Below are 25,366 nucleotides of genomic sequence, written 5' to 3'. Positions count from 1 at the left end.
TGCGCATTCAGCTCCGCGGAGGCGCGTTTCAGTCAACCACCCGCATTCGTTGGCGGGACTGGACAAGGAGAATTTCGATGTCCCAAGCTATTTCCCTGACATTTCCCGATGGTTCCGTGCGCGGCTATGATGCCGGCGCAACCGGCCGGGATGTCGCTGAATCCATTTCCAAGTCGCTGGCCAAGAAGGCGGTCGCCGTTGCGATCGACGGCACCGTGCGCGACCTTTCCGATCCCGTGACGACGGGCAGGATCGAGATCATCACCCGCAATGACGACCGCGCGCTCGAACTCATCCGCCATGACGCGGCGCATGTCATGGCCGAAGCGGTGCAGGAGATCTGGCCCGGCACCCAGGTGACGATCGGCCCGGTCATCGAAAACGGCTTCTATTACGACTTTGCCAAGAACGAGCCCTTCACACTCGACGATCTGCCGAAGATCGAAAAGAAGATGAAGGAGATCATCGCCCGCAACGCCGCCTTCACCAAGCAGGTCTGGTCGCGCGAGAAGGCGAAACAGGTCTTCGCCGACAAGGGCGAGCAGTACAAGGTCGAACTCGTCGATGCGATCCCGGAAGGGCAAGATCTCAAGATCTATTACCAGGGCGACTGGTTCGACCTCTGCCGCGGCCCGCACATGGCCTCGACCGGCCAGATCGGCAGCGCCTTCAAGCTCTTGAAGGTGGCTGGCGCCTATTGGCGCGGCGACAGCAACAATCCGATGCTGAGCCGCATCTACGGCACGGCCTTCGCCGAGCAGTCGGAACTCGACAACTACCTGCATATGCTTGCCGAAGCCGAAAAGCGCGATCATCGCCGGCTCGGCCGCGAGATGGATCTCTTCCATTTCCAGGAAGAGGGTCCCGGCGTCGTCTTCTGGCACGGCAAGGGCTGGCGCGTCTTTCAGACGCTGGTTGCCTATATGCGCCGCCGGCTGGCCGGCGACTATCAGGAAGTCAATGCGCCACAGGTGCTCGACAAGTCGCTGTGGGAGACCTCCGGCCACTGGGGCTGGTATCGCGACAACATGTTCAAGGTAACGGTTGCCGGCGACGACACCGACGATGATCGCGTCTTCGCGCTGAAGCCGATGAACTGCCCCGGCCATATCCAGATCTTCAAGCACGGGCTGAAATCCTACCGCGAACTGCCGATCCGGCTGGCCGAATTCGGCAATGTCCACCGTTACGAGCCGTCGGGCGCGCTGCACGGGCTGATGCGCGTGCGCGGCTTCACGCAGGACGATGCGCATATCTTCTGCACGGACGAGCAGATGGCCGCCGAATGCCTGAAGATCAACGACCTGATTCTTTCGGTCTATAAGGATTTCGGCTTCGACGAAGTCACCATCAAGCTCTCGACAAGGCCGGACAAGCGCGTCGGCTCGGACGATCTCTGGGACCGCGCCGAAAGCGTGATGATGGGCGTGCTGGAGACGATCCAGCAGCAGTCGAACAACATCAAGACCGGCATCCTGCCGGGCGAGGGCGCCTTCTACGGTCCGAAGTTCGAATATACGCTGAAGGATGCGATCGGCCGAGAATGGCAGTGCGGCACGACGCAGGTCGACTTCAACCTGCCGGAACGCTTCGGCGCCTTCTACATCGACAGCAACTCCGAAAAGACGCAGCCGGTGATGATCCACCGCGCCATCTGCGGCTCGATGGAGCGCTTCCTCGGCATCCTGATCGAGAACTTTGCCGGCCATATGCCACTCTGGGTATCGCCGCTGCAGGTGGTGGTCGCAACGATCACCTCGGAAGCCGACGCCTACGGGCTTGAAGTGGCCGAGGCGCTGCGCGAGGCCGGTCTCAACGTTGAAACCGATTTCCGCAACGAGAAGATCAACTACAAGGTCCGCGAGCATTCGGTCACGAAGGTTCCTGTCATCATCGTCTGCGGCAGGAAGGAAGCCGAGGAGCGCACGGTCAACATCCGCCGCCTCGGCAGCCAGGACCAGGTTTCGATGGGGCTCGACGCCGCCGTCGAGAGCCTTGCCCTCGAAGCGACACCGCCTGACATCCGTCGGAAGGCCGAAGCAAAAAAAGCCAAGGCGGCCTGAAAACGGCCGGGAACCGACAGCGCCTGGCTTCGGCGCTGTCGGAAGCTGATCTCTGGCCATAATGTTTATCGGAACGTGTCACCCCAAGACCGGGTGCGTTTCAGAAAAATACTCTATGCCAATGATGGAATCCGCGCCTGAGCACTGCTGAGCTGCACGGCCGGGGGGCTTCTGGCCGCGATCCGTCTTCTCAGTGGCGCCGACGTCGGCTCGAGCCGAAACCGCTCACGGAAAAATCAATCGAGGCTGGTGTCGTCGCCGCCCTGCGGCACGAGCTGTTCGTAGGAGGGCAGCGGTGCCACCGGAGCTGGCTGGACACCCGGCGGCGGCGGTGTGCCGACCGGCACCTGCTGTACCGTGCGGGCCGCGTCGCTCACGGGCGGCTGCGGCTGCTGGTCCTTCATCAGAACCTCGACATCGGTGTTCCTGCCGGCGACGACGGTGAAATCGCGCTGGTAGATCTTGTCCTTGTTGCGGGCGACGGCGGAATATCCGCCTTCGGCGAGAACCATGGTGGGGAAGGCGCTGACACTTTCGCCGACGCTGTCGCCGGCCGCCGTCAGGATCGACCATGCGGTATCGGCGATCGCCTCGCCGCCGGCATCGGAGACCAGCTTGAAGGTGATCTGCGCGGCGCGATGCTGGATCGTCGCCTCGGTCAGCTTGCCGGCCTCGACCTGGATGTCGGCGCGGATCACGGCGTTGACGCTGCCATATTCGGAAACGATGTGATAGGTGCCGGCATTGAGACGGACGACGGTATTCGGCGAGATATCGGCCATAACGAGGCCACGCTCGCCATCGTCGCGCACTTCCGAGGAATAGATCGAGAAGCTCAACTGGTCGGGGCGGATGCGGGCATCGGCGCCGGAGACGGCATTGAGCAGCAGACCGCCGGCATCGAGCACCATCACCTGCTTGTCGATCTCGCCGTCAGCGGGCACGGTCAGTTTCTTGGTGACGCCGGCGCGGCCGAAGGAGACGTTGACGAAATAATCGCCGGGGGCGAGCTGAAAGGCGGCGGGGCCGCCCTTGGCGCTGGCGATCAGCGGCAGCTTGCCGTCGGCTCCGGCGATCGGGCTGAAGACGTACCAGGAAAGGCCCTCCTCAACCGGCGTGCCGTCCGCCGTCAGCTTGGCCTCCATCGGGACGTCGCGCAGCTTGACCCCATCGGGCACAGTGCCAGGCGCGATGAAGGCATCGAGCTTCGGCATCTTCGGTGTCGATTCAAGCTGTTTGAATTCCTTGAAGGCATCCTGAGCGCCGGCGCCGAGGGGCATCAATACCATCAGGGCAATGGCAAGGCCGATGCGTGCAAAAGGCAAAATGCCAAACATCTGTTTCGTGAACCGATTGACTTCTGAAATCGCAAAGGTCACTTCAAGACCAACGCGATGGCAAATTCAAGACCCACCCTTTGCAGCAGCATAAAAATGAGAGCTTCTCCCGTATGAAATCCGATATCAAGCTGATCGACTACCTCGCCGTGCGCCGCTCCATTCCCGCTTTCCAGATGTGCGAGCCAGGCCCCGAGAAGGCCGAGATCGAGGAAATCCTGCGTCTTGCCTCGCGTGTTCCCGATCACGGCAAGATCGCGCCCTGGCGCTTCATCGTCTATCGCGGAGAGCAGCGCGTGCGTCTCGGCGAGGAGCTGCTGGCGCTGGCACTTCAGACAAAGCCAGACCTTTCCGAAGAGATGATTCAGGTCGAGCGCAGCCGTTTCACCCGTGCGCCGGTGGTCGTCGCCATCGTCAGCAAGGCGGGGCCGCATATCAAGATCCCGGAATGGGAGCAACTGATGTCGGCCGGCGCGCTTTGCTTCAACGTCATCCTCGCTGCCAATGCCAATGGTTATGTCGCCAACTGGCTGACGGAGTGGTTTGCCTATGACGGGCGTGCTTATCCACTGCTCGGCGTCGGGCCTGATGAAAAGGTGGCGGGCTTCATTCATATCGGCTCGACGACATTTCCGGCGATCGAGCGGCCGCGGCCGGAACTTGCCGATACCGTAACCTGGGTCGGCGGAGAAGACTGATGTTTTACACCACCGACAGCAACCGGCACGGGCTCGCGCATGATCCGTTCAAGGCGATCGTGTCGCCGCGCCCGATCGGCTGGATCGGCAGCAAGGGCAGGGATGGTTCGATCAATCTCGCGCCCTATTCCTTCTTCAACGCCGTTGCAGACCGGCCGAAGCTGGTGATGTTTTCTTCCGCCGGACGCAAGCACAGCCAGCGCAACGCGGCCGAGACCGGCGTCTTCACCTGCAATTTCGTCAGCCGCGATCTCGCCGAGAAGATGAACCTCTCCTCGGCGGCGCTACCCTACGGCGACAGCGAATTCGACTTCGCCGGCCTGACGCCGAAGCAGGCCGAACTGATCGACGCGCCCTATGTCGACGAGGCTTTCGCGGTGCTCGAATGCAAGGTCACCGAGATCATCGAGCCGAAGACGCTGTCGGGAGAACCGTCCGAGAACGTCCTCGTCTTCGGGGAAGTGGTCGGCATCCGTATCGATGAAGCGATCGTCAGGGACGGCCGCCTCGACATGTCAATCGCCCGACCTTTGGCCCGGATGGGCTACATGGATTACAGCGAAGGCAGCGATGTTTTCGAGATGATCCGGCCGAAGCCCCAGCAAGGCTGAGCCCAACCGCCAGGCGTCCAAAGGCTTAAGAAACATGGTGAACCAATCTTAAACCTTTTGCCGCTACGGTCGCAACATTGAATGGAGCGCGAGGGAATCGCGTTCAAGTGCTGGGGCGTCGCGTGATCGTAGAAGCTTTCCTTCGTTGGATCGAAACGGCCAAGACCGGTGACCGGGCCCGGGCCGCAAACGCCCTCGGGCGTGCCTATCTGCAGTCCGAAATGTCCGCAGACGAGCGGGCGGCGGCCGAAATGGCGATGACCTTTCTTCTCGACGATCCGTCGCCGCGCGTGCGGCTTGCGCTTGCCGAGGCGATCGCCTGGTCGCCCGATGCGCCGCGTAACCTGATTCTTTCGCTTGCCGAAGACCAGCCCGAGGTCGCCTGCCACGCGGTGACCTGCTCGCCGCTTTTGAGCGATGCCGATCTCGTCGACCTCGCCGCGCGCGGCAACGGCGCCACCCGCATGCTGATCGCCGCCAGAGCGCATGTGACGCGACCGGTTTCCGCCGCCCTTGCGGAGGTCGGCGACGAGGAAGAACTGCTCTGCCTGCTGGAGAATGACGGCGCGGTGATCTCCAGCCTGTCGTTGAAACGCATTGCCGAACGGCTCGGCGACTGCTGCGACGTCCGCAACCTGCTTCTCGACCGCAGCGATCTTCCCGCCGATGCCCGCCAGCTGCTCACCCAGCATGTCAGCAATGCGCTGATCGGGCTGCCGCTGGCGCAGGCGGCAATCGGCCTGCAGCGGCTTCAGCGCATCAGCCGCGAGGCGACCGAGGCAGCCATCGTTTCGATCGCCGGCGACATCGCCCCGCGCGAAATACCCGATCTCGTGACGCATCTGCGCCTCAACGGCCGGCTGACGCCGTCCTTCCTGATGCATGCGCTCTGCGCCGGAAAGGTGGATTTCTTCGCCGGCGCGATTGTCGATCTGACCGCGTGCAGCGAGCGCCGCGTGCGCTCGATCCTGGCCACCGGGCGCATGCATGCCGTGCGCGCGCTCTACGAGTCCGCCGGCCTGCCGAGGGATATCAGCGTGATCTTCGTCGAGGCGACGATGCTGTGGCGCGATGCCGCCAGAAAAGCGCCGGGCAGCGTGCTCGGCAATGTCTGCGGCCGTCTTCTCGAAAGATTCCGCCATCACGATGCGCATGGCGCGATCGGCGAACTGCTCGACATGGTAGAAAAGCTGCACGTTAACGAGCAGCGACAATCGGCCCGCGTCTATGCGGCGCTTGCGGCGGCCTAATCAGCTAGCCGCGTCACCACCCAGGAATAACTGGCGGAGACGAAATGCACCGGCTTGGTGAGTGTGTCCTTGACGCTTCTGCCCGAGGGCAGGTGGGCGCGGACCTGTCCGGCGATGCCTTCAGCAAAACCGGCAATCCTTCCTGCTGGTTGGGGCGCTGCGACGGCGACCTCGGGCGCGGCGGCAGGCGCGGGCGCTGGTTTCGGCGGCTCGGCGGCGGCGATGGCTTTCGGCGCCTCGCACACCGCGATCACCGAGGGATAGTTGACATTCACATAGGTCTTCAGCCGTCGTTCGGCTTCGGCATCACAGGCGGAAACAGTTTCCCAGCGTTTATCGACCGTCGCGACATAATTGCACTGGCTGATGGAATCGTCGCAGCCGAGAATGGTCATCGCGATCAGCACCGCTTGCATATTTTGCTTCCTTGATTATTGAGCACCTCATCGTCTTAGAGGGCGCAATTCCAACCGAATGAAGGCAAGGGTATTAACTCTCCGTCATATCGGGGAAAATTTTGTTACGCGCCGGCAGAGGGAGCCAACATGTCCGTCACCATCGCCCATGAGCCGCCGCGCCAGGAGGGCGTCATCCGCCTTCTCGATCTTTCCGATGCCTATGCGCAATCGCTCTATCCGGCGGAAAGCAACCATCTGGTCGACCTCTCCGTGCTGGAGAAGCCTTCGGTGAGCTTCCTCGTCGCGCGCAACGGCGATGCGATCGTCGGCTGCTGCGCTCTGGTCGAGGCCGGTGACGGCACGGCTGAGATCAAGCGCATGTTCGTCGATCCCGAGGCGAGGGGGCTGAGAATCGCCAGCGGCCTGATGAATGCGCTCGAAGCAATCGCAGGAGAAAAGGAGCTGACGGCGATCCGGCTCGAAACCGGCATCTACCAGCCCGAGGCGATCGCTCTCTACCGCAAATACGGATATCGGGAAATCGAGCCTTTCGGCAGCTATCTGCCGGATCCGCTCAGCCTGTTCATGGAAAAGCGGCTGGGTTAGCCGGTCTGCGAAGCCATGTTCAGCCTTCGGCGACGCGCGGCATGGTTTTCGGTGAACCGGGGACCGGCGGCGGGGCCTGTTCGTCGATGATGATCTGCGGCCCGGTTTCGCTCTTATCGGCGTTGCGGGCCTCGTGGATCCACTCGCGCCAGATGGCGACGATCAGCGCCATCAGCACCGGGCCGATGAAGAGGCCGAGGAAACCCATCGTCTTGACGCCGCCGACGAGGCCGAAGAAGGTCGGTAGGAAGGGCAGCTTGATCGGACCGCCGACGAGTTTCGGCCGCAAGGTCTTGTCGACGATGAAGAGCTCGACCGTCCCCCAGACGAAGAGACCGATGCCGGCGACATGCGAGCCGCTCGCCAGCAGATAGATGGAGACCAGCGTGAAGGAGAGCGGCGCACCACCCGGTATCAGCGCCATCACACCGGTCAAAACGCCGAGCGTCACCGGCGAGGGCACGCCGGCAATCCAGTAGGCAAGGCCGAGCACGATGCCTTCTCCGATCGCGATCAGCGTCATGCCCATGACGGTGGAGCTGATCGTCGCCGGCACGACGCGGGAAATGCGCTCCCAGCGGTTGGGCAGGATGCGCTCGCCCAGCATGTCGATCTGCTTGGAAAAGGAAAAACCGTCGCGATAGACGAAGAACAGCGCGATCAGCATGAAGAGCAGGGTCAGCAGCAGATGGAAGGCGCCGCCCCCGGCCGCGAGCACGGCGCGGTATATGTTGCCGATATTGGCGCCGCTGACCGCCTGGATGACTTCGCCGAGGGCGCCGGGGCTGCCGATATATCTCGTCCAGACTTCATTGAGATAGGCACCGGCCCAAGGCAGTGCGACGATCCAGTCGGGCGTCGGGGCGCCGACGCGGTTGGCATGGATCGCCCAGGTGACCCAGGTGCGCACTTCGCCCGTCGTATAGGTGACCGCAAGCCCGATCGGGATGACCAGGAAGGTGATGATCATGATGATCGCGATGGTCGCGGCGATCGTCGTATTGCCGCCGACGCGGGCAAGAAGTTTGCGGTAGAGCGGCCAGCTGGCAAAGCCGATGACGAGGGCTGCGAGCACCGGCACGAGGAAGCCGTAGAAGAAATAGACGCCGGCAGCAACGACCAGGACCAGCAACCAGCGCGCCGCCGAAATGGAGGGAATCAGAGGCGTGCGCGTTTGCGCCGACGATCCGAGCCATCGCGGTTCATGATTGCTTTTCTGACGGTCGAACACACCCACGCGCGCCTCTTCTTTTTCTTGTACTCTGGTTATGGGCCATCAACCCGGCGGTTTCAAGGTCCGCACCATGAAAGCGTATACAAAGCGTCGCTATTCGACCCGCAGACCCGAGCGTCTTACTGCTGCGGGCGGTTGAGAACCTTGAAGGCATAGAATTGCGTCTTCTGGCTGGTCGAAAAATTATTGTCGGAGCCGAGAATGAGAAGATCGGTGCCGTCCTTGGCCTTGCCGAGCGACATGGCCTCGATATTGTCGGGAACGAGGCCGATCGCCCTCAAATCGAGGACCTGGCTCTTGCGGACAGGGACGACGCGCTGGTCGTTTTTGGCGAGGGACGCGATGGCGGATACATCGGTGGCATCAGTCAGATCCATCATCATGATCTCGATGCTGTTGCCGAAGCCCTGGGCATAACTCCGCTCGACGGCGAGCAGGCGGTGATCGTCGAGGGCAAGCATTTCAGACATGCCGTTGTCATTACCGCCGTCGGCCTTGGTGGCGGCCTGCGGGATCGGCGAGACGGGATAGACGTACTCGGCTTTCGGCGCGCCGGTGGCGCCGTCGTAGCGGACGATGCGCGACAGGCTGCCCGACGTCAGCGAGGGGTTCGGACCGTCCTGGTAAAGGGCCGCTTCGACACCGACGAAAACATCGCCGGAGGGCGCGACCGCGAGATCCTCGAAAGCGAGGTTGTCGCGGATGCCTGTTGACTTGTCTGCGGTCGGTGCAAAGCCCTCCGGCAGCTTGAATTCGCGGACGAAGGAACCGTCCGGCGATGCGACGCGGATGAAGGGCGCCAGCAGCGCCTTGCCGTCGCCCTCACTGCCCCAATAGATGCCATCCTTGCCAAGGCGGATCGATTCTGGATCGACGGTCCGGGCAACGAAGAGCTCGCCGTTCTTGTCTTTCAGCGTCACCTGCTTGACGACCGAAACGCGCTTAAGGCCCGACGCGTCGACATCGACGTTGAGTTCATAGAAGCGGGCCGGGCCTCTTTCCGAGCGGTCGTCGCTGATGGCGATATAATGGCCGGTGGCGACATCGAAATCGAGGCCAGAAATGCCGCCGAATTCGACGCCGTTTTCGATATGGCCTGTGGGGATGACGAATTCACCGAGATAGGAGAGCGAGATGCCAGCGGCGCAATCGCCGAAGGGGCAGGCGGTCGCGAAGGTGGCGCCGATATCTGTGGCGCTGGCGGAGACTGTGCTTGACAGAAGGGCGAGAGCGGCAGCCGCGAGAAAACGCTTGGTCATGACAAATATCCGGCAAGGGTTGAAAACGGTTCGACCGGCGCAAATGCCCTCCGAGGAAGGCGCGCCGACCGCTTCATGCGCCGGTTGTTTGACGGAGTTGTTACGGTTCTTCATCAGTTCCGTGAAATCGTGAATGCTAAAATGCGGCGCGCTACACTGTTTCCATCCGCCCCACAGGCGCATTCAGCCTTTCGACCCCAGAGTGCATTTTTAATACATTATTTCTTCTGATGAGGGTAAAAATGTAAGTTTCACTTGTCATTTATAAATTCAATTTATAATCATCTTTTGATGATCATCAGCGCTGAATTGCAACTTGGAAGATGGCGCTTGTGATCTAAAGCGAGGGCTAAGCGTGGCCGCGGACCAACGTTCGCGTCTCATTTGCTGTGTCGTCCGGGCTGAGGTTTCCGATGGCGAGTGGCAGAGGCTTGGTCGGGCGGCGCCTGTTCCGGGCATGCCGGTGGAGGCCTTCATACAGACCGGTGAGCGGACAGCGCTCGCATATCTGACGAAGCCATTCATGGATCAGGTGAGTTCAAGATGCGTGGCGTTCCGGCTGATCAAAGACATGGGTAAGAAGGGCTCCCAATTGTGGCCGACGAGTTGACCGCTTCAGCATTCCGTAGGGCAGTGGATCCTGGTTCGGCCGATGATTCCCATCTTGCTAGCCGAGCGGTTCAAGCAAAGAACCACTTTATCTTTCTGGACGAGCTTCGGGGAATAGCTGCGTTATCGGTGGCTCTCTTACACGCCAGCCAGATTTTTGGCTTCGGTCTTTCCTACGCCTACCTGGGCGTGGATTTCTTCTTTTGCCTTAGCGGCTTCGTTATCGCAAATGGGTACGACCAAAAATTGAAGTCCGGTGTTTTGCCGAGCAGTACATTCTTCCTGAAGCGCGTGGTACGGCTTTATCCCATGATCGCGGCTGGCGTCGCCTTGGGCGTACTCGCGTCGCTATTTGCTTCCACGGCAAGTCTTTCTTTCGCCGACGTTTCAATTCTTGCGGTTGGTGCAATGCTCCTATTGCCCCTGGGGCTTCTGGTGGGGCAAGAGGCGTTCGCGATTAACAATCCGCTCTGGTCCCTCTGTTTTGAAATGGCCGCCAGCGTGACTTACGGATCCGTCGCTCGCCGAAGATTTCATTTGTGGCATGAGATAGCAGTTCTCGTATTATTGGCGGCGGCGCTTTTCCAGATTGTCGCGATCGAGGGTACTATCGGGCCAGTTGGATTTGGCAGCTGGCGGGCGTTCTTTGAAGGATTTGTCAGAGTTGGGTTTTCGTTCCTTGCCGGCGTTCTCATCTTTCGCTGGCAGATCCATCGTCGCGTCAGAGCGATACCGCCTCAAATCCCACTTTTCGTCCTGATCGGTGTTCTGTTCTTTCCGGTGACGGTCCCGAGAGAGATCTACGATTTCATCTGCATCGCTATCGTGATTCCGATCGTGGTGGCGCTAGCGGCTGCAGTCCCACTGAGTGAGGAGCGGCCATTCGCTGGATATCTCGGAAAGTTGTCTTATCCCCTCTACATGGTCCATCAGCCTGTTTTTCAACTTGGTGCTCAATTCGAACACTTTGCCGATGGCTTCATTCCACGGTTAATCACCGTGAGCGTCACCGTCTTGGCCGCTGTTGGAGTGGCACATGTTTTATCCATTTGTTTCGATGCGCCAATTCGCGCTTACCTGGGCCGCAAGTTCTCCCTGGACTAGTCAAATCGGGCACGGCGTTTTGGACAATGTAGAAAATCTATCGCAAAACGGCTCGGCGCGATGAGCCCATTTTTTGGAACAAGCTGAAGGTGCTACTAGGTAGCATCATGCCCTAAATATCGAGGTTTTCAGCGAAAGCCGCGCGATCCTGGATGAAGCGGAAGCGGGCTTCCGGCTTGGTGCCCATCAGATCGTCTACGGCGGCGCGGGTGCCTTCGAAATCCACCTCGTCGATCAGCACCTTGAGCAGGGTGCGCTTGGACGGATCCATGGTGGTTTCCTTGAGCTGGGCGGGCATCATTTCGCCGAGACCTTTGAAGCGGCTGATCTCGACCTTGGCCTTGCCCTTGAACTCCGTCTGCATCAGCTCGGCGCGATGATTGTCGTCGCGGGCATAGGCGGATTTCGCCCCTTGGGTGATTTTGTAGAGCGGCGGCACGGCGAGGAAGAGATGGCCGCCGCGCACCAGCTCCGGCATCTCCTGATAGAAGAAGGTGATGAGCAGCGATGCGATATGGGCGCCGTCGACGTCGGCATCGGTCATGACGATGATGCGCTCGTAACGCAGGTCTTCGTCGCGGTATTTCGAACGCGTGCCGCAGCCGAGAGCCTGGACGAGATCGGCGAGCTGCTGGTTGGCGCCGAGTTTTTCGCGGCCGGCGCTGGCAACGTTGAGGATCTTGCCGCGCAGCGGCAGAATTGCCTGGTTGGCGCGGTTGCGCGCCTGCTTGGCCGAACCGCCTGCCGAATCGCCCTCGACGATGAAGAGTTCGGCACCCACGGCGGTGTTCTGCGAGCAGTCGGCGAGCTTGCCCGGCAGGCGCAGCTTGCGCACTGCCGTCTTGCGGTTGACTTCCTTTTCCTTGCGGCGGCGCAGGCGCTCCTCGGCGCGCTCGATCACCCAGTCGAGCAGCTTGGCCGACTCGTTCGGATTGTCGGCAAGGTAATGGTCGAAGGGATCGCGCAACGCGTTCTCGACGATGCGCTGCGCCTCGACGGTCGCAAGCCTGTCCTTGGTCTGGCCGACGAATTCCGGCTCGCGAATGAAGACCGACAGCATGCCGACGGCCGAGATCATCACGTCGTCGGTGGTGATCTGCGCGGCGCGCTTGTTCTGCGTCAGCTCGGCATAGGCCTTCAGGCCCTTGGTCAGCGCAATGCGCAGCCCCGCTTCATGTGTGCCGCCTTCGGTCGTCGGGATGGTGTTGCAATAGGAATGCACCTGCGGATCGCCGCCATACCAGGTGATCGCCCATTCCATCGAGCCGTGGCCGCTTACCTTCTCCGTCTTGCCAGCGAAAATCTCGCGGGTGACGGTGAACTCCTTGCCCATCGTCGCCTGGAGATAGTCCTTCAGGCCGCCAGGAAAGTGGAAGACGGCCTTGTCAGGGACCTCGGAGCCTTCGGGCAGCACGCCCGACTCACAGCTCCAGCGGATTTCGACGCCGCCAAACAGATAGGCTTTCGAGCGCGCCATGCGGAAGACGCGGGCGGCATCGAACTTCATGTGATCCCCAAAGATCTGGGGGTCGGGATGGAAGCGCACGCGGGTGCCGCGGCGATTGTGGACGTCACCCAGCTCTTCGAGACCGCCCTGCGGCAGTCCGCGGGAGAAGCGCTGGCGGTAGAGCTTGCGGTTTCGCGCCACCTCGACTTCGAGGTCGTCGGAAAGCGCGTTGACGACCGAAACGCCGACGCCATGAAGGCCGCCCGAGGTCTCATAGGCCTTGCCGTCGAATTTACCTCCGGCATGCAGCTTGGTCATGATGACTTCGAGCGTCGACTTGCCCGGCACCTGCGGATGGTTCTCGACCGGGATGCCGCGGCCGTTGTCGGAGACCGTCAGATAACCCTCTAGGTCGAGATAGACTTCGATGAAATTGGCGTGACCGGCGACCGCCTCGTCCATCGCATTGTCGATGACTTCGGCAAAGAGGTGGTGCAGCGCCTTTTCATCGGTACCGCCGATATACATACCCGGGCGCATGCGCACCGGTTCGAGGCCTTCGAGGACGCGGATCGACGAGGCGCCGTAATCATCCGAGTTCGAGGCGGCGGGTGCCGGGCGCGCTGAGGCTCCGGCAGCAGGGGGCGCTGCGGCGACCGGCGCAGCCGGAGCCGGCGGCCGTTCGACCGGAGCGGCGGGCTTCTGCGCCTCCTCGCGTTTTTCAGAGAGGGGCATTCCGGAAAAAAGGTCGTTGCTATCGTCCATGGAGCCGTTCAGATCTTCATCCTGTCTTAGGTCTGGCTTGGGCGGGCATCCGCCGCCGACCCAAAATCACCGCATTTCATGCCACGTTTGCGAATCAGGCAGATTTTGCCAGAAAGCACACCTATACGCGACACCGCCGGACTTGGCGGCCTTTTCCTCAATGATTTGCGTTGCCGGGCCCAGAATGGCAAGCGGCGGCCGGCTTCAGGAACCATCCGAATGCGAATGTCCACAAGTCATTGCACGATCATCACCGCAATTGCGGCGTTTTTCCTATCCGCAGCCGTGCTGTCCGCCAGTGGACCAGCGCAGGCAGCCGATGTGCTGACGCCGTTCAAGGACGATCTGTTTTCGAAGCAGACCGTGTTGCAGACCGGCGATAACGGCGCCTTCGAGCTCATTGACTATGACGAGATGCGCGATATCAACGGCCGCGACCAGATCCCGCAAAAGCGTGTGCAGCAGAAATATGTGGCGCTCGGCATCCGCAAGGCGCAAGCGGACGAGACGCTGTCCCTCGACGGCATCAAGCTTGATGTCACCAGGGTGGGACCTGCTCAGAGTGCCGCTTTCACGGTGATTTTCATCCATGGGCGCGACGGCGACCGCCGGCTCGGCGCCAACGACTATAGCTTCGGCGGCAATTTCAACCGGCTGAAGAACCTCGTCGCCGGCAATGGCGGCGTTTATTATTCGCCGACGGTCAAAAGCTTCGACAGCAGCGGCGTTGCGGCGATTGCCGGCCTCATCCGCCATGCCGGCGCGCAATCGCCCGGCCGGCCCATCATCCTTTCCTGCGCCTCGATGGGCAGCCAGGTCTGCTGGGGCATTGCGCGCGATGGTGACAGCGTCAAGCGGCTTAAGGGCATGCTGATCATGAGCGGGGTCACTGATCCCGATTTCACCAGGAGCGCCTTCTACAAGGCGAAGCTGCCGCTCTGGTTCGCCCATGGCAGCCGCGATCCGGTCTATGCAGCCACAGACCAGCAGGCGCTGTTCGAAAGCCTGCACAAGGCAAAATATCCGGCGCGTTTCACGCTTTTTCAGACCGGCAATCACGGGACGCCGATCCGGATGATCGACTGGCGTCGGGTTTTGAACTGGATTCTGGCTGGCTAAAGCATGTCGCGCAAAAATGTGCGGCGGTTTTTGCGATCACGCCATGCGTAAAAATGCCGAAAGGGCGGTTTTCGGCAGAAATATGCGCGGGATCGACGAGATTCCCCTTACGTCAGGGGCATGATGCTTTTCTTTGCCACAAGCTTTTGATATTGCCCAAGGCATATGCAGATTGTGGAAGGCCAGCATGACCCCTGACGTGCGCCCGCTTGTGGCGGGAAACTGGAAAATGAATGGCATGCGTGCCTCCCTGGATCAGATCAAGGCGATCGCCGAGGGTGTTCATCCGCCGCTGGCCGACAAGGTCGAAGCGCTGATCTGCCCGCCGGCGACGCTGCTCTATGTGGCGACGGCACTGTGCACCGACAGCCCGCTGGCGATCGGCGCTCAGGACTGCCATCAGAACCCGTCCGGTGCGCATACCGGCGACATCTCGGCCGAGATGATTGCCGATTGTTTCGGCACCTATGTCATCGTCGGCCATTCCGAGCGGCGCACCGACCATGCCGAAACCGACCATCTGGTCCGCGCCAAGGCGGAGGCCGCCTTTGCCGCAGGGCTGACGGCGATCATCTGCATCGGTGAGACGGCGGATGAACGCCGGACAGGCCAGGCGCTCGACGTCATCAAGCGCCAGCTTTCCGCCTCCGTTCCGGACGGCGCCACCGCCGAGACCACAGTTATCGCCTACGAGCCGATCTGGGCGATCGGTACCGGTGTGACGCCGACATCAGGTGATGTCGAGAAGGCGCATGCCTTCATGCGGGCAGAGCTCGCGGCCCGCTTCGGCGACGAAGGCCGCAAGATGCGTCTTCTCTATGGCGGATCGGTCAAGCCGGCCAATGCCCATGAGCTGATGGGCATCGCCAATGTCGACGGCGCGCTGATCGGCGGAGCGAGCTTGAAAGCGGCCGACTTCCTCGCCATCTACCGGGCCTATGAGGCGCTGCTCGCCTGAGGCATTGCTTATTCCTAGTTTTATTCCGGGCCGAAGGGCTTGGAATAGATGAAAGCCTCATGTAAAGAGCCGCCAGAATTCTTACTTATGTCCGTCTCCAGGCGGGCAGGACTGGACCCATGCAGACCGTATTGATTGTCATCCATCTCATGATCGTGCTCGCCCTTGTCGGCGTCGTGCTCATTCAGCGCTCGGAAGGCGGCGGCCTCGGCATCGGCGGCGGTTCCGGCTTCATGTCGGCCCGCGGCACGGCCAATGCGCTGACGCGCACCACCGCGATCCTTGCGACCCTGTTTTTCCTGACCTCGCTCGGCCTCGGCATCCTGACGCGTTACGAGGGCCGTCCGAGCGACATTCTCGATCGCATTCCGGCTACAGGCGGCCAGGGCAACGGCATTCTCGATTCGCTCGGCGGTGGCGCACAGGCTCCAGCAACCCAGCCGGCCGGCAACGGCGTTCCGAGCAGCGGGGCGGCGACGCCCGCACCGCAGGCTCCCGCCGCTCAGACGCCGGCAACTGGGGCTCCGGCAACTCAGGCCCCGGCAGCCACCGCACCTTCAACGACTGCTCCGGCAACGACTGCTCCGGCAACGCCCGCGGCTCCGGCCGCGCCGGCACCGGCTCAGCCCTCCGGCGTCCCGACGGGACAGTAAGCCGGTCTTCGACATAAACGCCGGCAGGCCCTCGGGTCTGCCGGTTTTCTTTTGTTCAGATTCCTGCGCCATGCATCGAAAGTTCTGGAAAAGAATTTTTGGGCTGGTGGAATCGTTTTTGAAAAGGTATCCGGTGAATCCCATGGCGCGATACGTATTCATCACTGGCGGCGTGGTTTCCTCTCTCGGAAAAGGAATTGCGGCCGCGGCTCTCGGAGCGTTGCTGCAGGCCCGTGGATATCGGGTTCGGCTTCGCAAGCTCGACCCCTATCTGAACGTGGACCCGGGCACGATGAGCCCGACCCAGCACGGCGAGGTCTTCGTCACCGACGACGGCGCGGAAACCGATCTCGATCTCGGTCACTACGAACGCTTTACGGGGCGTTCGGCGACCAAGACCGACAACATCACCACCGGCCGCATCTACAAGAACATCATCGACAAGGAACGGCGCGGCGACTATCTCGGCGCGACCGTGCAGGTCATCCCCCACGTCACCAACGAGATCAAGGATTTCGTCATCGAGGGCAATGACGACTACGATTTCGTCATCTGCGAGATCGGCGGCACGGTCGGCGACATCGAAGCGATGCCGTTCATGGAAGCGATCCGCCAGCTCGGCAACGACCTGCCGCGCGGTACCGCCGTCTACGTTCACCTGACGCTGATGCCCTATATTCCGGCCGCCGGCGAGCTCAAGACCAAGCCGACGCAGCATTCGGTCAAGGAACTGCAGGCACTCGGCATTCATCCCGATATCCTGCTGGTGCGCGCCGACCGGGAAATTCCGGAAGCCGAACGCCGCAAGCTCTCGCTGTTCTGCAATGTTCGCCCGTCTGCCGTCATCCAGGCGCTCGACGTCGCCAACATCTATGACGTGCCGATAGCCTACCACAAGGAAGGCCTCGACGACGAAGTGCTCGCGGCCTTCGGTATCGAGCCGGCGCCGAAGCCGCGGCTAGACCCGTGGGAAGAGGTCTGCAACCGCATCCGCACGCCGGAGGGCGAGGTTACGATCGCCATCGTCGGCAAATATACCGGCCTCAAGGATGCCTATAAATCGCTGATCGAGGCGCTGCATCACGGCGGCATCGCCAATCGCGTCAAGGTCAATCTTGAATGGATCGAGTCCGAGGTCTTCGAAAAGGAAGATCCGGCGCCCTATCTCGAAAAGGTGCACGGCATCCTGGTGCCCGGCGGCTTCGGTGAACGCGGTTCGGAGGGCAAGATCCATGCTGCCCGCTTTGCCCGCGAACGCAAGGTGCCGTATTTCGGCATCTGCTTCGGCATGCAGATGGCGGTCATCGAGGCGGCGCGCAATCTCGCCGACGTGTCCGGTGCCTCCTCGACCGAATTCGGCCCGACGAAAGAGCCGGTGGTGGGTCTGATGACCGAATGGGTCAAGGGCAACGAGTTGCAGAAGCGCACGGCAGCCGGGGATCTCGGCGGCACGATGCGCCTCGGCGCCTACAAGGCGGCGCTGAAGAAGGGCACGAAGATCTCGGATATCTACGGTTCCACTGATATTTCCGAGCGTCATCGCCACCGCTACGAGGTCAATATCGACTACAAGGATCGGCTAGAAAACTGCGGCTTGGTCTTTTCCGGCATGTCGCCGGACGGCGTGCTGCCGGAGACGATCGAATATCCGGATCATCCGTGGTTCATCGGCGTGCAGTACCACCCGGAACTGAAGAGCCGGCCGCTCGACCCGCATCCGCTGTTTGCCAGCTTCATAGAAGCGGCGACGGAACAGAGCCGTCTCGTCTGATGCATGCAAACCAGATCGCGTTGTTTCAGGCGCGATCTGGATAACAACCGTGCCTGCGCTAACTTGCCGGCATGACCCCTTCACGCAGCACCACCGTCTCACGCTTCATCGCAGCGCCGCGCGAGCGCATCTACCGCGCCTTCCTCGATGCCGACGCGGTCGCCACCTGGCTTCCGCCTGATACGATGAAGGGCATCGTCCATGCCTTCGAGGGCAGGGAAGGTGGCGCCTTCTGCATGTCGCTCGTTTATCCTGAGGACGAGACATCGCAACCGGGCAAGACCTCCGACAAGATAGACTGGTTCGAAGGCCGCTTTGCCAGACTCGTGCCGAACGAACGAATCGTCTGGGCAACGGTATTCGATTCCGAGGATGAGGGCTTTTCCGGCGAAATGACCGTCAGCACGATGTTGTCGGCTGCGAATGGAGGCACCGATGTGACGATGGTCAGTGACAATATTCCGTCCGGGATCCGCCTCGAAGACAATGCGGAAGGGTGCCGCTCGACGCTCGACAATCTGGCTGCTTTCGTCGGCGGTTGAGGATCGGCGGCAGGACATGCTGCCGCCGAATTCACTTTCAGGCAGCGGCGGGCAGCGGCCCGATATAGACCGAACGTGGACGGATCAGCCGGCCGTCGAGCGCCTGTTCGCGGGCATGCGCCAGCCATCCGACGGTGCGGCCGATCGCGAAGACGCCGGTGAAGGCCTCGCGGGGAAAGCCGAGCGCTTCGAGCAGAAGCGCAGTGTAGAACTCGACATTGACGTCGAGCGGCCGGTTCGGCTTGCGCGCCTTCAAGATGGCCAATGCAGAGGCCTCCACGGCTTCGGCCAATGTACCGCGGGCGCTGTTTACCTGTCCGGTTGATATCAGCGGCTTCAGCGCTCCCTTCAGTGCATCGGCGCGCGGATCGCGGACGCGATAGATGCGGTGGCCGAAGCCCATCAGCCTTTCGCCGCGGTCGAGCGCTTCGCCGAGCCACGAGTAAGCATTCTCCGCCGTTCCGATCGCATCCAGCATGTCGAGCACAGGACCGGGCGCGCCGCCGTGCAGTGGCCCTTTCAGCGCGCTCAGTGCGGCGAGCACGGAAGAAGTGAGGCCGGCCTGCGTCGAGGCAATGACGCGTGATGCGAAGGTCGAGGCATTGAGGCCATGGTCTGATATCGTCACGAGATAGGTGTCGAGTGCCGCCGTCTGCTCCCTGGTCGGCAATTTTCCGGTCAGCATACGCAGGATATCGGCCGCCTGCGGCAACGAGGCGTCGGGCGCGATCGGTCTTTTGCCGCTTTGCATGCGAAGGATCGCCGGCAGGAAAACTGCGGGCGCAGCCAGAAGGCTGAGCGCAGTATCGAAATCCTCGCCGTCGGGCAGGCGGGCGATCAGCGCCCGCATCGCATCAACAGGAGGCAAAGCGAGCAGGGCGGCATCGGCGGCCTTGATATGGCCGAAAATCCTCGTTCGCGCCTGCGCCAACCAGTCGCGCAATTCCGCTTCGTCGAAGCTTTTTTCCATCAGCCCATCGAGCAACAGGGCGGCGACGCCTTCATAGGTGCCGTCTGCAACCAGGTGATCCAGCGATACACCGCGGATGATCAGTCGTCCCGCTTCGCCATCGACATCCGAAAGCTGCGTTTCGGCAGCAATGACATCTTCCAAGCCGTTTTTCATGTTGTTTCTCCTTTACGGTCCGGATGATCCGACCTAGTTTCATTGACGTCAATCTTGACGCAATTGATCAATGTGAGGCTCCGATGTCGTGGCTGACCGCCGAGGAGGCGCTGCAGGCGCTGAAGACCAAGCCGCAGACGCTCTATGCCAATGTCAGCCGTGGGCGCATCCGCGCCAAGCCCGATCCCGCCGACCCGCGCCGCAGCCTCTACCAGGCTTCCGACGTGACGCGGCTTGCCGAACGCCATGCCGGCCGCCGCAAGACTGAAACGGTGGCCGCCGAGGCGATCCGCTGGGGCGATCCGGTTTTGTCGTCGGCAATTTCCACCATCATCGGCGGACGGCTTTTCTATCGCGGAAAGGATGCGGCCGGTTTCGCTGAAGTCGCGACGCTGGAGCAGACGGCGGCGCTGCTCTGGAACGGCGCGGAAATACTCTCCTCCGGCAGCGGAACCGGGCATGCCGCTCCGTCGCTTCAGGCGGCGTTCCTGGCGCTGGCAGGGCGGGTGACATCGGATCTGCCATCGCTCGGTCGCTCGCAGGCAGCACTTCGCCGTGAAGCAAGTGGCGTTCTCCGTACCGTCGCCGATGCGCTCGCGCCGGGACCTTTCGACCAGCCGCTGCATTTGCGGCTTGCGGCAAGCTGGCAGCGGCCGGATGCTGCCGATTGCCTGCGTCGCGCGCTGGTGCTGCTTGCCGATCACGAACTCAACGCCTCGACCTTTGCGGCGCGGGTCACGGCATCGGCAGGTGCTGCCCTTTCAGCCGCCGTGCTGTCCGGTCTGGCGACGTTGACAGGGCCGCTGCACGGCGCCGCCTGGCAAGGCGTCGACGCCTTGATCGAGACCGCTTCCACGCTCGGGGCGGAGCAGGCGATTCGCCGTACGCTTGCCCAGGGCAATCGCCTGTCGGCCTTCGGCCATCCGCTCTATCCCGATGGCGATGTCAGAGCCTTGGCGCTGCTGTCGCACTTCCCTCTGCCGCCGCAGTTTGCCGAGGTCCGGGAAGTGGGCGAGGAGATGGTCGGCGAGAAGGTCAACGTCGATTTCGCGCTTGCCGCAATGGCCGCCGCCTTCGATCTCCCAAGGGAGGCGCCGATCATCATTTTCTCGCTTGCCCGTTCCGCCGGTTGGCTTGCACATGCGATGGAGCAGATCGACAGCGGCGAATTGATTAGGCCGAGGGCGCGTTATGCCGGACCGGTGCTTGAAACGGATAGTAGAACGTAAGAATTCCGCCGGCGATTGCGTCGGTTTGCTTTTTTTGCCTAGGGAAATATTTGAATTCGGCTATCATGCCTCATATGGAAGAAGACGGTTGGCGGGCGCTTTCCAAAAAAGCTGTTCCGCACGGTCAAGGGGACTTTCCATGAATACGACGCTTCGCAGCCTGCTTGCCGCCGCGCTCGCTATCGGCCTCATTCCGCATGCGGCGGCCTTTGCGCAGTCTGCCGGCTGCACCGTATCGCGTGATGCCGGCGCCCGCCAGGTGCTCAGTTGTCCCGGCGGCGTCACGGTGACGGCAGAGGCCGGAGCCGCCTACAGCCTCGTCGACCGCAACCGCGACGGCAGCCCTGATTCGGCGTCGCTGCGGCGCAAGGCCATCCTCGTCGATGTCGACAGCAGTCAGCACGCGGGTGGTTTCCAGGTCGTGACGCCGCAGGCGATCGCTGCCGTGCGCGGCACCCAATGGGCTGTCGATGTCGCAGGCGGCAAGACCTCGGTGCTGGTCGTCAGAGGCAGCGTCGCAGTCCGCCGACCGGCCGGCGAGGCGGTGGTGCTGTCGCCGGGCGAGGGCGTCGATGTTACCGGCGGAACGGAACCCCTCGTCGTGCGTCGCTGGCCGGCGCCGCGCGCCGCTGCCCTTCTTGCCCGCCTCGGCCAATAAGTCCCATGAACCATCGCTTGCTGACAGTGATCGCGCTGCTGCTCGCCGGTCTTTGGGGAGCTGCGCTCGGCTCTGTCAATCTCAATGCCGAAAGCGGCCTTCTCGATCGGATGGAAGCCTCGCTTGTCGATATCCGCAGCGCCATCGTCGGGGCGAAAACACCGCCTCCCGTCGTCTCGATCGTTGCGATCGACGACCGCACCGCTAGGGCGCACGGCTATCCGCTCGATCGGGCGACACTTGCGCGCCTCGCCGGCGCGATCACCGCGTTGAAGCCGAAGGCCCTGGCGATCGATATTCTGCTGGTCGATCCGGGGCCGGAGGCGGGTGATGCGGCGCTGACTGCTGCCTTGCGCCAGGGGCCGAGCGTGATTGCGGCTGCGGCCACTTTCGCGCAAAGCCGCCAGCGGGTCACGGATACGGCCGGCGATCCGCTTGCCGCCATCCCTGAGGCAAACCAGCTGCTGTTGCCGCTTCCGCGCTTTGCCGAGGCCGCCGCGGTCGGCATCGTCAATGTCGCAACCGATCAGACTGGCACGCCGCGCTTCATTCCGCTGATCTCGCGTGCCGCAGACCGGCTGGATCCAGCTTTTCCGCTGCGTGTCGCGTCGGTGGCGCTCGGCGTCGATCCCACGATCGAACCCGATGCCATCATGCTCGGAAAGCTGCGAATTCCCACCGATGTCGGCCAGCGCCTGCCGGTGACCTTTTATGGCGGGCATGGCAGCATCGCCACCTTCAGCGCCGCCGATGCGCTTGATGGCAAGCTTTCGGCGGATGCGGTCGTCGGTCGTATCGTCGTCATCGGTTCGACGGTCACTGGCGGCGGCGACGTCTTCCCGACGCCGTTCGATCCCGTCATGCCGGGCGTCGAGGTAATGTCGACGGCGATCACCCATCTCGTCACTGGCGACGGCATGGTGCGCGACCACCGGATGCGGCTGATCGATGCCGCCACCGCCGTCGGACTGGCGATCGTGCTCGTGTCGCTGGTCGCCTGGCGCCGGAGTGCGGCAGGCTACATCATCATCGTGCTGACGCTGATCGTCTGGGCGATGCTCAATTTGTCGGCCTTCGCGCATGGCTACTGGCTGAGTGCGGCGCTGCCGATCGCCGCAGCACTGCCGCCGGCGCTGGCTTATGGCGCGGCCGAACTCTGGCTCGACCGTGGCCGCGCCCGTCATTTCGCCGAGCAGAGCGCGCTCCTGCAGCGTATCGAGGCGCCTGGCCTTGGCGAGTGGCTGGCGCGAGATCCGAATTTTCTCGCCGCGCCAGTACGCCAGAACGCCGCCGTCATCTTCATCGATCTCTCGGGCTTCACCGGCCTCAGCGAAAATGTCGGGCCGGTGGCGGTGAGCGAGATGCTGAGCGGCTTCTTCGAATTGGTCGACGAGGAGGCGCGCGCCCATGGCGGCGCCATCACCAGCTTCATGGGCGACGGGGCGATGATCCTGTTCGGCCTGCCGGAGCCCGCCGATGACGATGCCGCCCGCGCCGCTGCCTGCGCGGTCAGCCTGTGCGAGCGCACACGGGCCTGGCTTCAAGCGCATGCGGGCTTTGCCCCGAAGAAGATCGGCTTCAAGGTCGGCGCCCATTGCGGCCCGATCGTCGCTTCGCGTCTCGGTACCGGCGACCGGCAGCAGATCACGGCGGCGGGCGACACCATCAATGTCGGCAGCCGGCTGATGGAGGTCGCCGCCCGCCATGGCGTCGAACTGGCGTTGAGCGCCGAAATCGTCCGTGCCGCCGGCCCTGATAGCGTGCTCACGCATACCGGTCGGATGGAGGGACCGTTGGAAACAGCGCTGCGCGGCCGGGCAAGCCGCATCGACGCCTGGCTCTGGCGCAGCCGCACGCTTTGACAATCGCCGCGGGAGCGGCTAGGAACGGCGCAAATACCCCGCCGGCTGGCTCCGGCCATGGCGCAGCAACGCGCCTGACAGCTCCGAAAGATCGAACTCATGACAGAATTTAACGGCGTCGTTCCGGCGATCGCCAAGGCGTTGCAGAAGCGTGGTTACGCCGAACTCACCCCGGTGCAGAAGGCGATGCTCGATCCGGCGCTTGCCGCTTCCGACGCGCTGGTCTCGGCCCAGACCGGCTCCGGCAAAACCGTCGCCTTCGGCCTGGCGCTGGCGCCGACGCTGCTCGAAGGCAGGGAGCGCTTCGGCAATGCCGCCGCGCCGCTCGCCCTCGTCATCGCCCCGACGCGCGAGCTTGCCCTGCAGGTGAAGCGGGAGCTCGAATGGCTCTTTGAGATGACCGGCGCGGTGATCGTCAGCTGCGTCGGCGGCATGGACATCCGTAGCGAGCGTCGCTCGCTCGAACGAGGCGCCCATATCGTCGTCGGCACGCCCGGTCGGCTTTGCGACCATATCCGCCGCAGGGCGCTCGACATGTCGGAACTGAAGGCCGCCGTGCTCGACGAGGCCGACGAGATGCTCGATCTCGGCTTCCGCGAAGACCTTGAATTCATCCTCGATGCGGCGCCGGACGAACGCCGGACGCTGATGTTTTCGGCAACGGTGCCGGCGGCGATCGCCAAGCTTGCCAAGAGCTACCAGCGCGATGCCGTGCGCATCAGCACCGCGGCCGAGGAAAAGCAGCATATCGACATCGAATATCGCGCGCTGATGGTTGCCCCGAGCGACCGCGAGAACGCGATCATCAACGTGCTGCGGTATTACGAGGCGACCAATGCCATCGTGTTCTGCTCGACGCGCGCCGCCGTCAACCATCTGACCGCACGCTTCAACAACCGCAATTTCGCCGTCGTGGCGCTGTCCGGCGAGTTGACGCAGAACGAGCGCACTCACGCGCTGCAGGCGATGCGCGACGGGCGCGCCCGTGTCTGCATCGCGACCGACGTTGCCGCCCGCGGCATCGACCTGCCGGGGCTCGATCTCGTCATCCATGCCGACCTGCCGACCAATCCGGACACGCTGCTGCACCGCAGCGGCCGAACCGGCCGGGCCGGGCGCAAGGGCATCAGCGCCATGATCGTGCCGCTGAATGCACGGCGCAAGGCAGAGCGCCTGCTCGAGAATGCCGGCATTTCGGCTGCCTGGGCGCGACCGCCTTCGGCCGAGGAAGTGAGCGAGCGCGACGACGAGCGGCTGCTCGCCGATCCGATCTTCAACGAAACGCCGCAGGAGGAAGAGCAGGGGCTGGTACAACAGCTTCTCGCCAGCCACGGCGCCGAAAAGCTCGCCGCAGCCTTCCTGCGTCTTTACCGCACCAATCATTCGGCGCCGGAGGACCTCATCGAGGTTACCGTGCAGGACGACCGCAACCGCAAGCGCCGCGACAATGCCGAGCCGTACGAGCCGGCGCAAAAGGGACCGCGCGAAGATTTCGGCGCCAGCGTCTGGTTTTCCGTCTCGGTCGGGCGCAAACAGAATGCCGAGCCGCGCTGGCTGATCCCGATGCTCTGCCGCAACGGTAATGTGACGAAGCGCGAAATCGGCGCGATCAAGATGCAGCCCGAGGAAACTTTTGTGGAGATCGCTGCGGCGAGCGCCGAAAGCTTCCTGGCGGCGATCGGTCCGAACAAGGCGCTGGAACGCGGCATCCGCGTGACCAGGCTTTCCGGCACGCCGGATTTCAGCCGGGCGCCTGCGCCAAAACCCTATGCCGGCAAGCCATCTCGCGACGAGCGGCCGGACGACACATTCCGCGGCGAGCGGCCGAAGAACAAGTTCGGCAAGGGTCCGGGCGGCGGATATGCCGCGGCCGATAATAGCGGCGGGGACAAACGGGATAGCAAGCCCTGGAGCAAGAAGCCGGGCAAGCCCGCGTTCGATGGCCCGAAGTCCGACAAGCCGAAATACGAAGGCCCAAGATCCGACGCCCCAAGATATGAGGGTAAGGGCGGCGCCGGACCAAAAGCTAAGTTCTCGAAGAAGAAGCCCGGCTGATTATGCCGGCAG

General features: G+C 62.6%; 22 protein-coding genes. 15 read left to right on the top strand and 7 right to left on the bottom strand.

Going from position 1 to position 25,366, the window contains the following annotated elements; genetic code table 11:
- The first annotated feature begins 77 nt into the window (after positions 1-77).
- Positions 78-2,063, top strand: a complete 1,986-nt coding sequence (gene thrS / locus AC2444_RS10360) for a threonine--tRNA ligase (RefSeq protein ID WP_012757546.1) — start codon at positions 78-80, stop codon at positions 2,061-2,063.
- Between the two features lie 236 nt (positions 2,064-2,299).
- Here thrS and AC2444_RS10355 read toward each other — a convergent pair whose 3' ends face one another.
- On the bottom strand, positions 2,300-3,400 hold the full coding sequence (locus tag AC2444_RS10355; RefSeq protein ID WP_012757545.1) for a hypothetical protein: 1,101 nt from the start codon (positions 3,398-3,400) through the stop codon (positions 2,300-2,302).
- Between the two features lie 113 nt (positions 3,401-3,513).
- Between AC2444_RS10355 and AC2444_RS10350 the strand changes: the two genes are divergently transcribed.
- The 3 genes from AC2444_RS10350 to AC2444_RS10340 all read left to right on the top strand — a co-directional run bounded on the left by AC2444_RS10350 (position 3,514) and on the right by AC2444_RS10340 (position 5,959).
- Positions 3,514-4,098: a nitroreductase family protein gene (locus AC2444_RS10350; RefSeq protein WP_012757544.1), complete on the top strand. Its 585-nt coding sequence runs from the start codon at positions 3,514-3,516 to the stop codon at positions 4,096-4,098.
- The gene (locus AC2444_RS10345; protein WP_012757543.1) at positions 4,098-4,709 is read left to right on the top strand and encodes a flavin reductase family protein; all 612 of its coding nucleotides are present in this window, start codon (positions 4,098-4,100) and stop codon (positions 4,707-4,709) included. Before AC2444_RS10350 ends, AC2444_RS10345 begins: the two co-directional genes overlap by 1 nt.
- Before the next feature lie 107 nt (positions 4,710-4,816).
- Entirely contained in the window at positions 4,817-5,959 is a 1,143-nt protein-coding gene (locus tag AC2444_RS10340; RefSeq protein ID WP_012757542.1) for a DUF2336 domain-containing protein, read from the top strand.
- On the opposite strand, the gene AC2444_RS10335 is transcribed toward AC2444_RS10340, so the two are convergent.
- Positions 5,956-6,375, bottom strand: a complete 420-nt coding sequence (locus AC2444_RS10335; protein ID WP_012757541.1) for a hypothetical protein — start codon at positions 6,373-6,375, stop codon at positions 5,956-5,958. The genes AC2444_RS10340 and AC2444_RS10335 overlap by 4 nt on opposite strands.
- A 129-nt stretch (positions 6,376-6,504) precedes the next feature.
- Between AC2444_RS10335 and AC2444_RS10330 the strand changes: the two genes are divergently transcribed.
- Positions 6,505-6,963, top strand: coding sequence for a GNAT family N-acetyltransferase (locus tag AC2444_RS10330; RefSeq protein ID WP_012757540.1), 459 nt, complete (start codon positions 6,505-6,507; stop codon positions 6,961-6,963).
- A gap of 19 nt (positions 6,964-6,982) precedes the next feature.
- Here AC2444_RS10330 and AC2444_RS10325 read toward each other — a convergent pair whose 3' ends face one another.
- Both AC2444_RS10325 and AC2444_RS10320 read right to left on the bottom strand, forming a co-directional pair.
- Positions 6,983-8,200 carry an AI-2E family transporter gene (locus AC2444_RS10325; protein ID WP_012757539.1) on the bottom strand — a complete coding sequence of 406 codons (1,218 nt, stop codon included), beginning with the start codon at positions 8,198-8,200 and terminating at the stop codon, positions 6,983-6,985.
- A gap of 116 nt (positions 8,201-8,316) precedes the next feature.
- Positions 8,317-9,456, bottom strand: coding sequence for an esterase-like activity of phytase family protein (locus AC2444_RS10320; protein ID WP_012757538.1), 1,140 nt, complete (start codon positions 9,454-9,456; stop codon positions 8,317-8,319).
- 594 nt (positions 9,457-10,050) lie between these two features.
- Between AC2444_RS10320 and AC2444_RS10315 the strand changes: the two genes are divergently transcribed.
- Positions 10,051-11,169, top strand: coding sequence for an acyltransferase family protein (locus AC2444_RS10315; RefSeq protein ID WP_012757537.1), 1,119 nt, complete (start codon positions 10,051-10,053; stop codon positions 11,167-11,169).
- A 112-nt stretch (positions 11,170-11,281) separates the two neighbouring features.
- On the opposite strand, the gene parE is transcribed toward AC2444_RS10315, so the two are convergent.
- On the bottom strand, positions 11,282-13,381 hold the full coding sequence (gene parE / locus AC2444_RS10310; protein WP_012757536.1) for a DNA topoisomerase IV subunit B: 2,100 nt from the start codon (positions 13,379-13,381) through the stop codon (positions 11,282-11,284).
- Positions 13,382-13,600: 219 nt separating this feature from the next.
- Here parE and AC2444_RS10305 point away from each other — a divergent pair, with 219 nt between their 5' ends.
- A complete protein-coding gene (locus tag AC2444_RS10305) occupies positions 13,601-14,500 on the top strand; it encodes a phospholipase (protein ID WP_012757535.1) in 900 nt (299 codons plus the stop codon).
- A 36-nt stretch (positions 14,501-14,536) separates the two neighbouring features.
- On the opposite strand, the gene AC2444_RS10300 is transcribed toward AC2444_RS10305, so the two are convergent.
- The gene (locus tag AC2444_RS10300) at positions 14,537-14,740 is read right to left on the bottom strand and encodes a hypothetical protein (RefSeq protein WP_162770397.1); all 204 of its coding nucleotides are present in this window, start codon (positions 14,738-14,740) and stop codon (positions 14,537-14,539) included.
- Between AC2444_RS10300 and tpiA the strand changes: the two genes are divergently transcribed.
- The 4 genes from tpiA (at position 14,688) to AC2444_RS10280 (ending at position 18,424) form a co-directional block, all read left to right on the top strand.
- Positions 14,688-15,458, top strand: a complete 771-nt coding sequence (gene tpiA / locus AC2444_RS10295) for a triose-phosphate isomerase (RefSeq protein ID WP_012757534.1) — start codon at positions 14,688-14,690, stop codon at positions 15,456-15,458. The two genes, AC2444_RS10300 and tpiA, sit on opposite strands and share 53 nt — an antisense overlap.
- Positions 15,459-15,577: 119 nt before the next feature.
- Positions 15,578-16,111, top strand: a complete 534-nt coding sequence (gene secG, locus AC2444_RS10290) for a preprotein translocase subunit SecG (RefSeq protein WP_012757533.1) — start codon at positions 15,578-15,580, stop codon at positions 16,109-16,111.
- 142 nt (positions 16,112-16,253) lie between these two features.
- Positions 16,254-17,882, top strand: a complete 1,629-nt coding sequence (gene pyrG / locus AC2444_RS10285; protein WP_012757532.1) for a CTP synthase — start codon at positions 16,254-16,256, stop codon at positions 17,880-17,882.
- Positions 17,883-17,953: 71 nt separating this feature from the next.
- On the top strand, positions 17,954-18,424 hold the full coding sequence (locus AC2444_RS10280) for an SRPBCC family protein (protein WP_128449866.1): 471 nt from the start codon (positions 17,954-17,956) through the stop codon (positions 18,422-18,424).
- Between the two features lie 37 nt (positions 18,425-18,461).
- Here AC2444_RS10280 and AC2444_RS10275 read toward each other — a convergent pair whose 3' ends face one another.
- The gene (locus tag AC2444_RS10275; RefSeq protein WP_012757530.1) at positions 18,462-19,550 is read right to left on the bottom strand and encodes a citrate synthase/methylcitrate synthase; all 1,089 of its coding nucleotides are present in this window, start codon (positions 19,548-19,550) and stop codon (positions 18,462-18,464) included.
- Between the two features lie 83 nt (positions 19,551-19,633).
- Here AC2444_RS10275 and AC2444_RS10270 point away from each other — a divergent pair, with 83 nt between their 5' ends.
- The 4 genes from AC2444_RS10270 (at position 19,634) to AC2444_RS10255 (ending at position 25,354) form a co-directional block, all read left to right on the top strand.
- Positions 19,634-20,779 (top strand): citrate synthase, encoded by a 1,146-nt coding sequence (locus tag AC2444_RS10270; RefSeq protein ID WP_012757529.1) that lies wholly within the window; start codon positions 19,634-19,636, stop codon positions 20,777-20,779.
- Positions 20,780-20,918: 139 nt separating this feature from the next.
- A complete protein-coding gene (locus tag AC2444_RS10265) occupies positions 20,919-21,437 on the top strand; it encodes a FecR domain-containing protein (protein WP_012757528.1) in 519 nt (172 codons plus the stop codon).
- Positions 21,438-21,442: 5 nt separating this feature from the next.
- Entirely contained in the window at positions 21,443-23,299 is a 1,857-nt protein-coding gene (locus AC2444_RS10260; RefSeq protein WP_128449867.1) for a CHASE2 domain-containing protein, read from the top strand.
- A 99-nt stretch (positions 23,300-23,398) separates the two neighbouring features.
- Complete coding sequence (locus tag AC2444_RS10255; protein WP_012757526.1) at positions 23,399-25,354, top strand: DEAD/DEAH box helicase; 1,956 nt, start codon at positions 23,399-23,401, stop codon at positions 25,352-25,354.
- Positions 25,355-25,366: the final 12 nt, after the last annotated feature.

Source organism: Rhizobium sp. WSM1328 (genome assembly GCF_057653715.1).
Note: the sequence above shows the minus strand (reverse complement) of the source record. Positions and strands in the feature narration are given on the sequence as shown.

Excerpts from the sequence above, each read along its gene's own strand:
- thrS (WP_012757546.1), top strand. The coding sequence starts at position 78 with ATGTCCCAAGCTATTTCCCTGACATTTCCCGATGGTTCCGTGCGCGGC.
- AC2444_RS10355 (WP_012757545.1), bottom strand. The coding sequence starts at position 3,400 with ATGTTTGGCATTTTGCCTTTTGCACGCATCGGCCTTGCCATTGCCCTG.
- AC2444_RS10350 (WP_012757544.1), top strand. The coding sequence starts at position 3,514 with ATGAAATCCGATATCAAGCTGATCGACTACCTCGCCGTGCGCCGCTCC.
- AC2444_RS10345 (WP_012757543.1), top strand. The coding sequence starts at position 4,098 with ATGTTTTACACCACCGACAGCAACCGGCACGGGCTCGCGCATGATCCG.
- AC2444_RS10335 (WP_012757541.1), bottom strand. The coding sequence starts at position 6,375 with ATGCAAGCGGTGCTGATCGCGATGACCATTCTCGGCTGCGACGATTCC.
- AC2444_RS10330 (WP_012757540.1), top strand. The coding sequence starts at position 6,505 with ATGTCCGTCACCATCGCCCATGAGCCGCCGCGCCAGGAGGGCGTCATC.
- AC2444_RS10320 (WP_012757538.1), bottom strand. The coding sequence starts at position 9,456 with ATGACCAAGCGTTTTCTCGCGGCTGCCGCTCTCGCCCTTCTGTCAAGC.
- parE (WP_012757536.1), bottom strand. The coding sequence starts at position 13,381 with ATGGACGATAGCAACGACCTTTTTTCCGGAATGCCCCTCTCTGAAAAA.
- AC2444_RS10305 (WP_012757535.1), top strand. The coding sequence starts at position 13,601 with ATGCGAATGTCCACAAGTCATTGCACGATCATCACCGCAATTGCGGCG.
- tpiA (WP_012757534.1), top strand. The coding sequence starts at position 14,688 with ATGACCCCTGACGTGCGCCCGCTTGTGGCGGGAAACTGGAAAATGAAT.
- AC2444_RS10300 (WP_162770397.1), bottom strand. The coding sequence starts at position 14,740 with ATGCCATTCATTTTCCAGTTTCCCGCCACAAGCGGGCGCACGTCAGGG.
- secG (WP_012757533.1), top strand. The coding sequence starts at position 15,578 with ATGCAGACCGTATTGATTGTCATCCATCTCATGATCGTGCTCGCCCTT.
- pyrG (WP_012757532.1), top strand. The coding sequence starts at position 16,254 with ATGGCGCGATACGTATTCATCACTGGCGGCGTGGTTTCCTCTCTCGGA.
- AC2444_RS10280 (WP_128449866.1), top strand. The coding sequence starts at position 17,954 with ATGACCCCTTCACGCAGCACCACCGTCTCACGCTTCATCGCAGCGCCG.
- AC2444_RS10275 (WP_012757530.1), bottom strand. The coding sequence starts at position 19,550 with ATGAAAAACGGCTTGGAAGATGTCATTGCTGCCGAAACGCAGCTTTCG.
- AC2444_RS10270 (WP_012757529.1), top strand. The coding sequence starts at position 19,634 with ATGTCGTGGCTGACCGCCGAGGAGGCGCTGCAGGCGCTGAAGACCAAG.
- AC2444_RS10265 (WP_012757528.1), top strand. The coding sequence starts at position 20,919 with ATGAATACGACGCTTCGCAGCCTGCTTGCCGCCGCGCTCGCTATCGGC.
- AC2444_RS10260 (WP_128449867.1), top strand. The coding sequence starts at position 21,443 with ATGAACCATCGCTTGCTGACAGTGATCGCGCTGCTGCTCGCCGGTCTT.
- AC2444_RS10255 (WP_012757526.1), top strand. The coding sequence starts at position 23,399 with ATGACAGAATTTAACGGCGTCGTTCCGGCGATCGCCAAGGCGTTGCAG.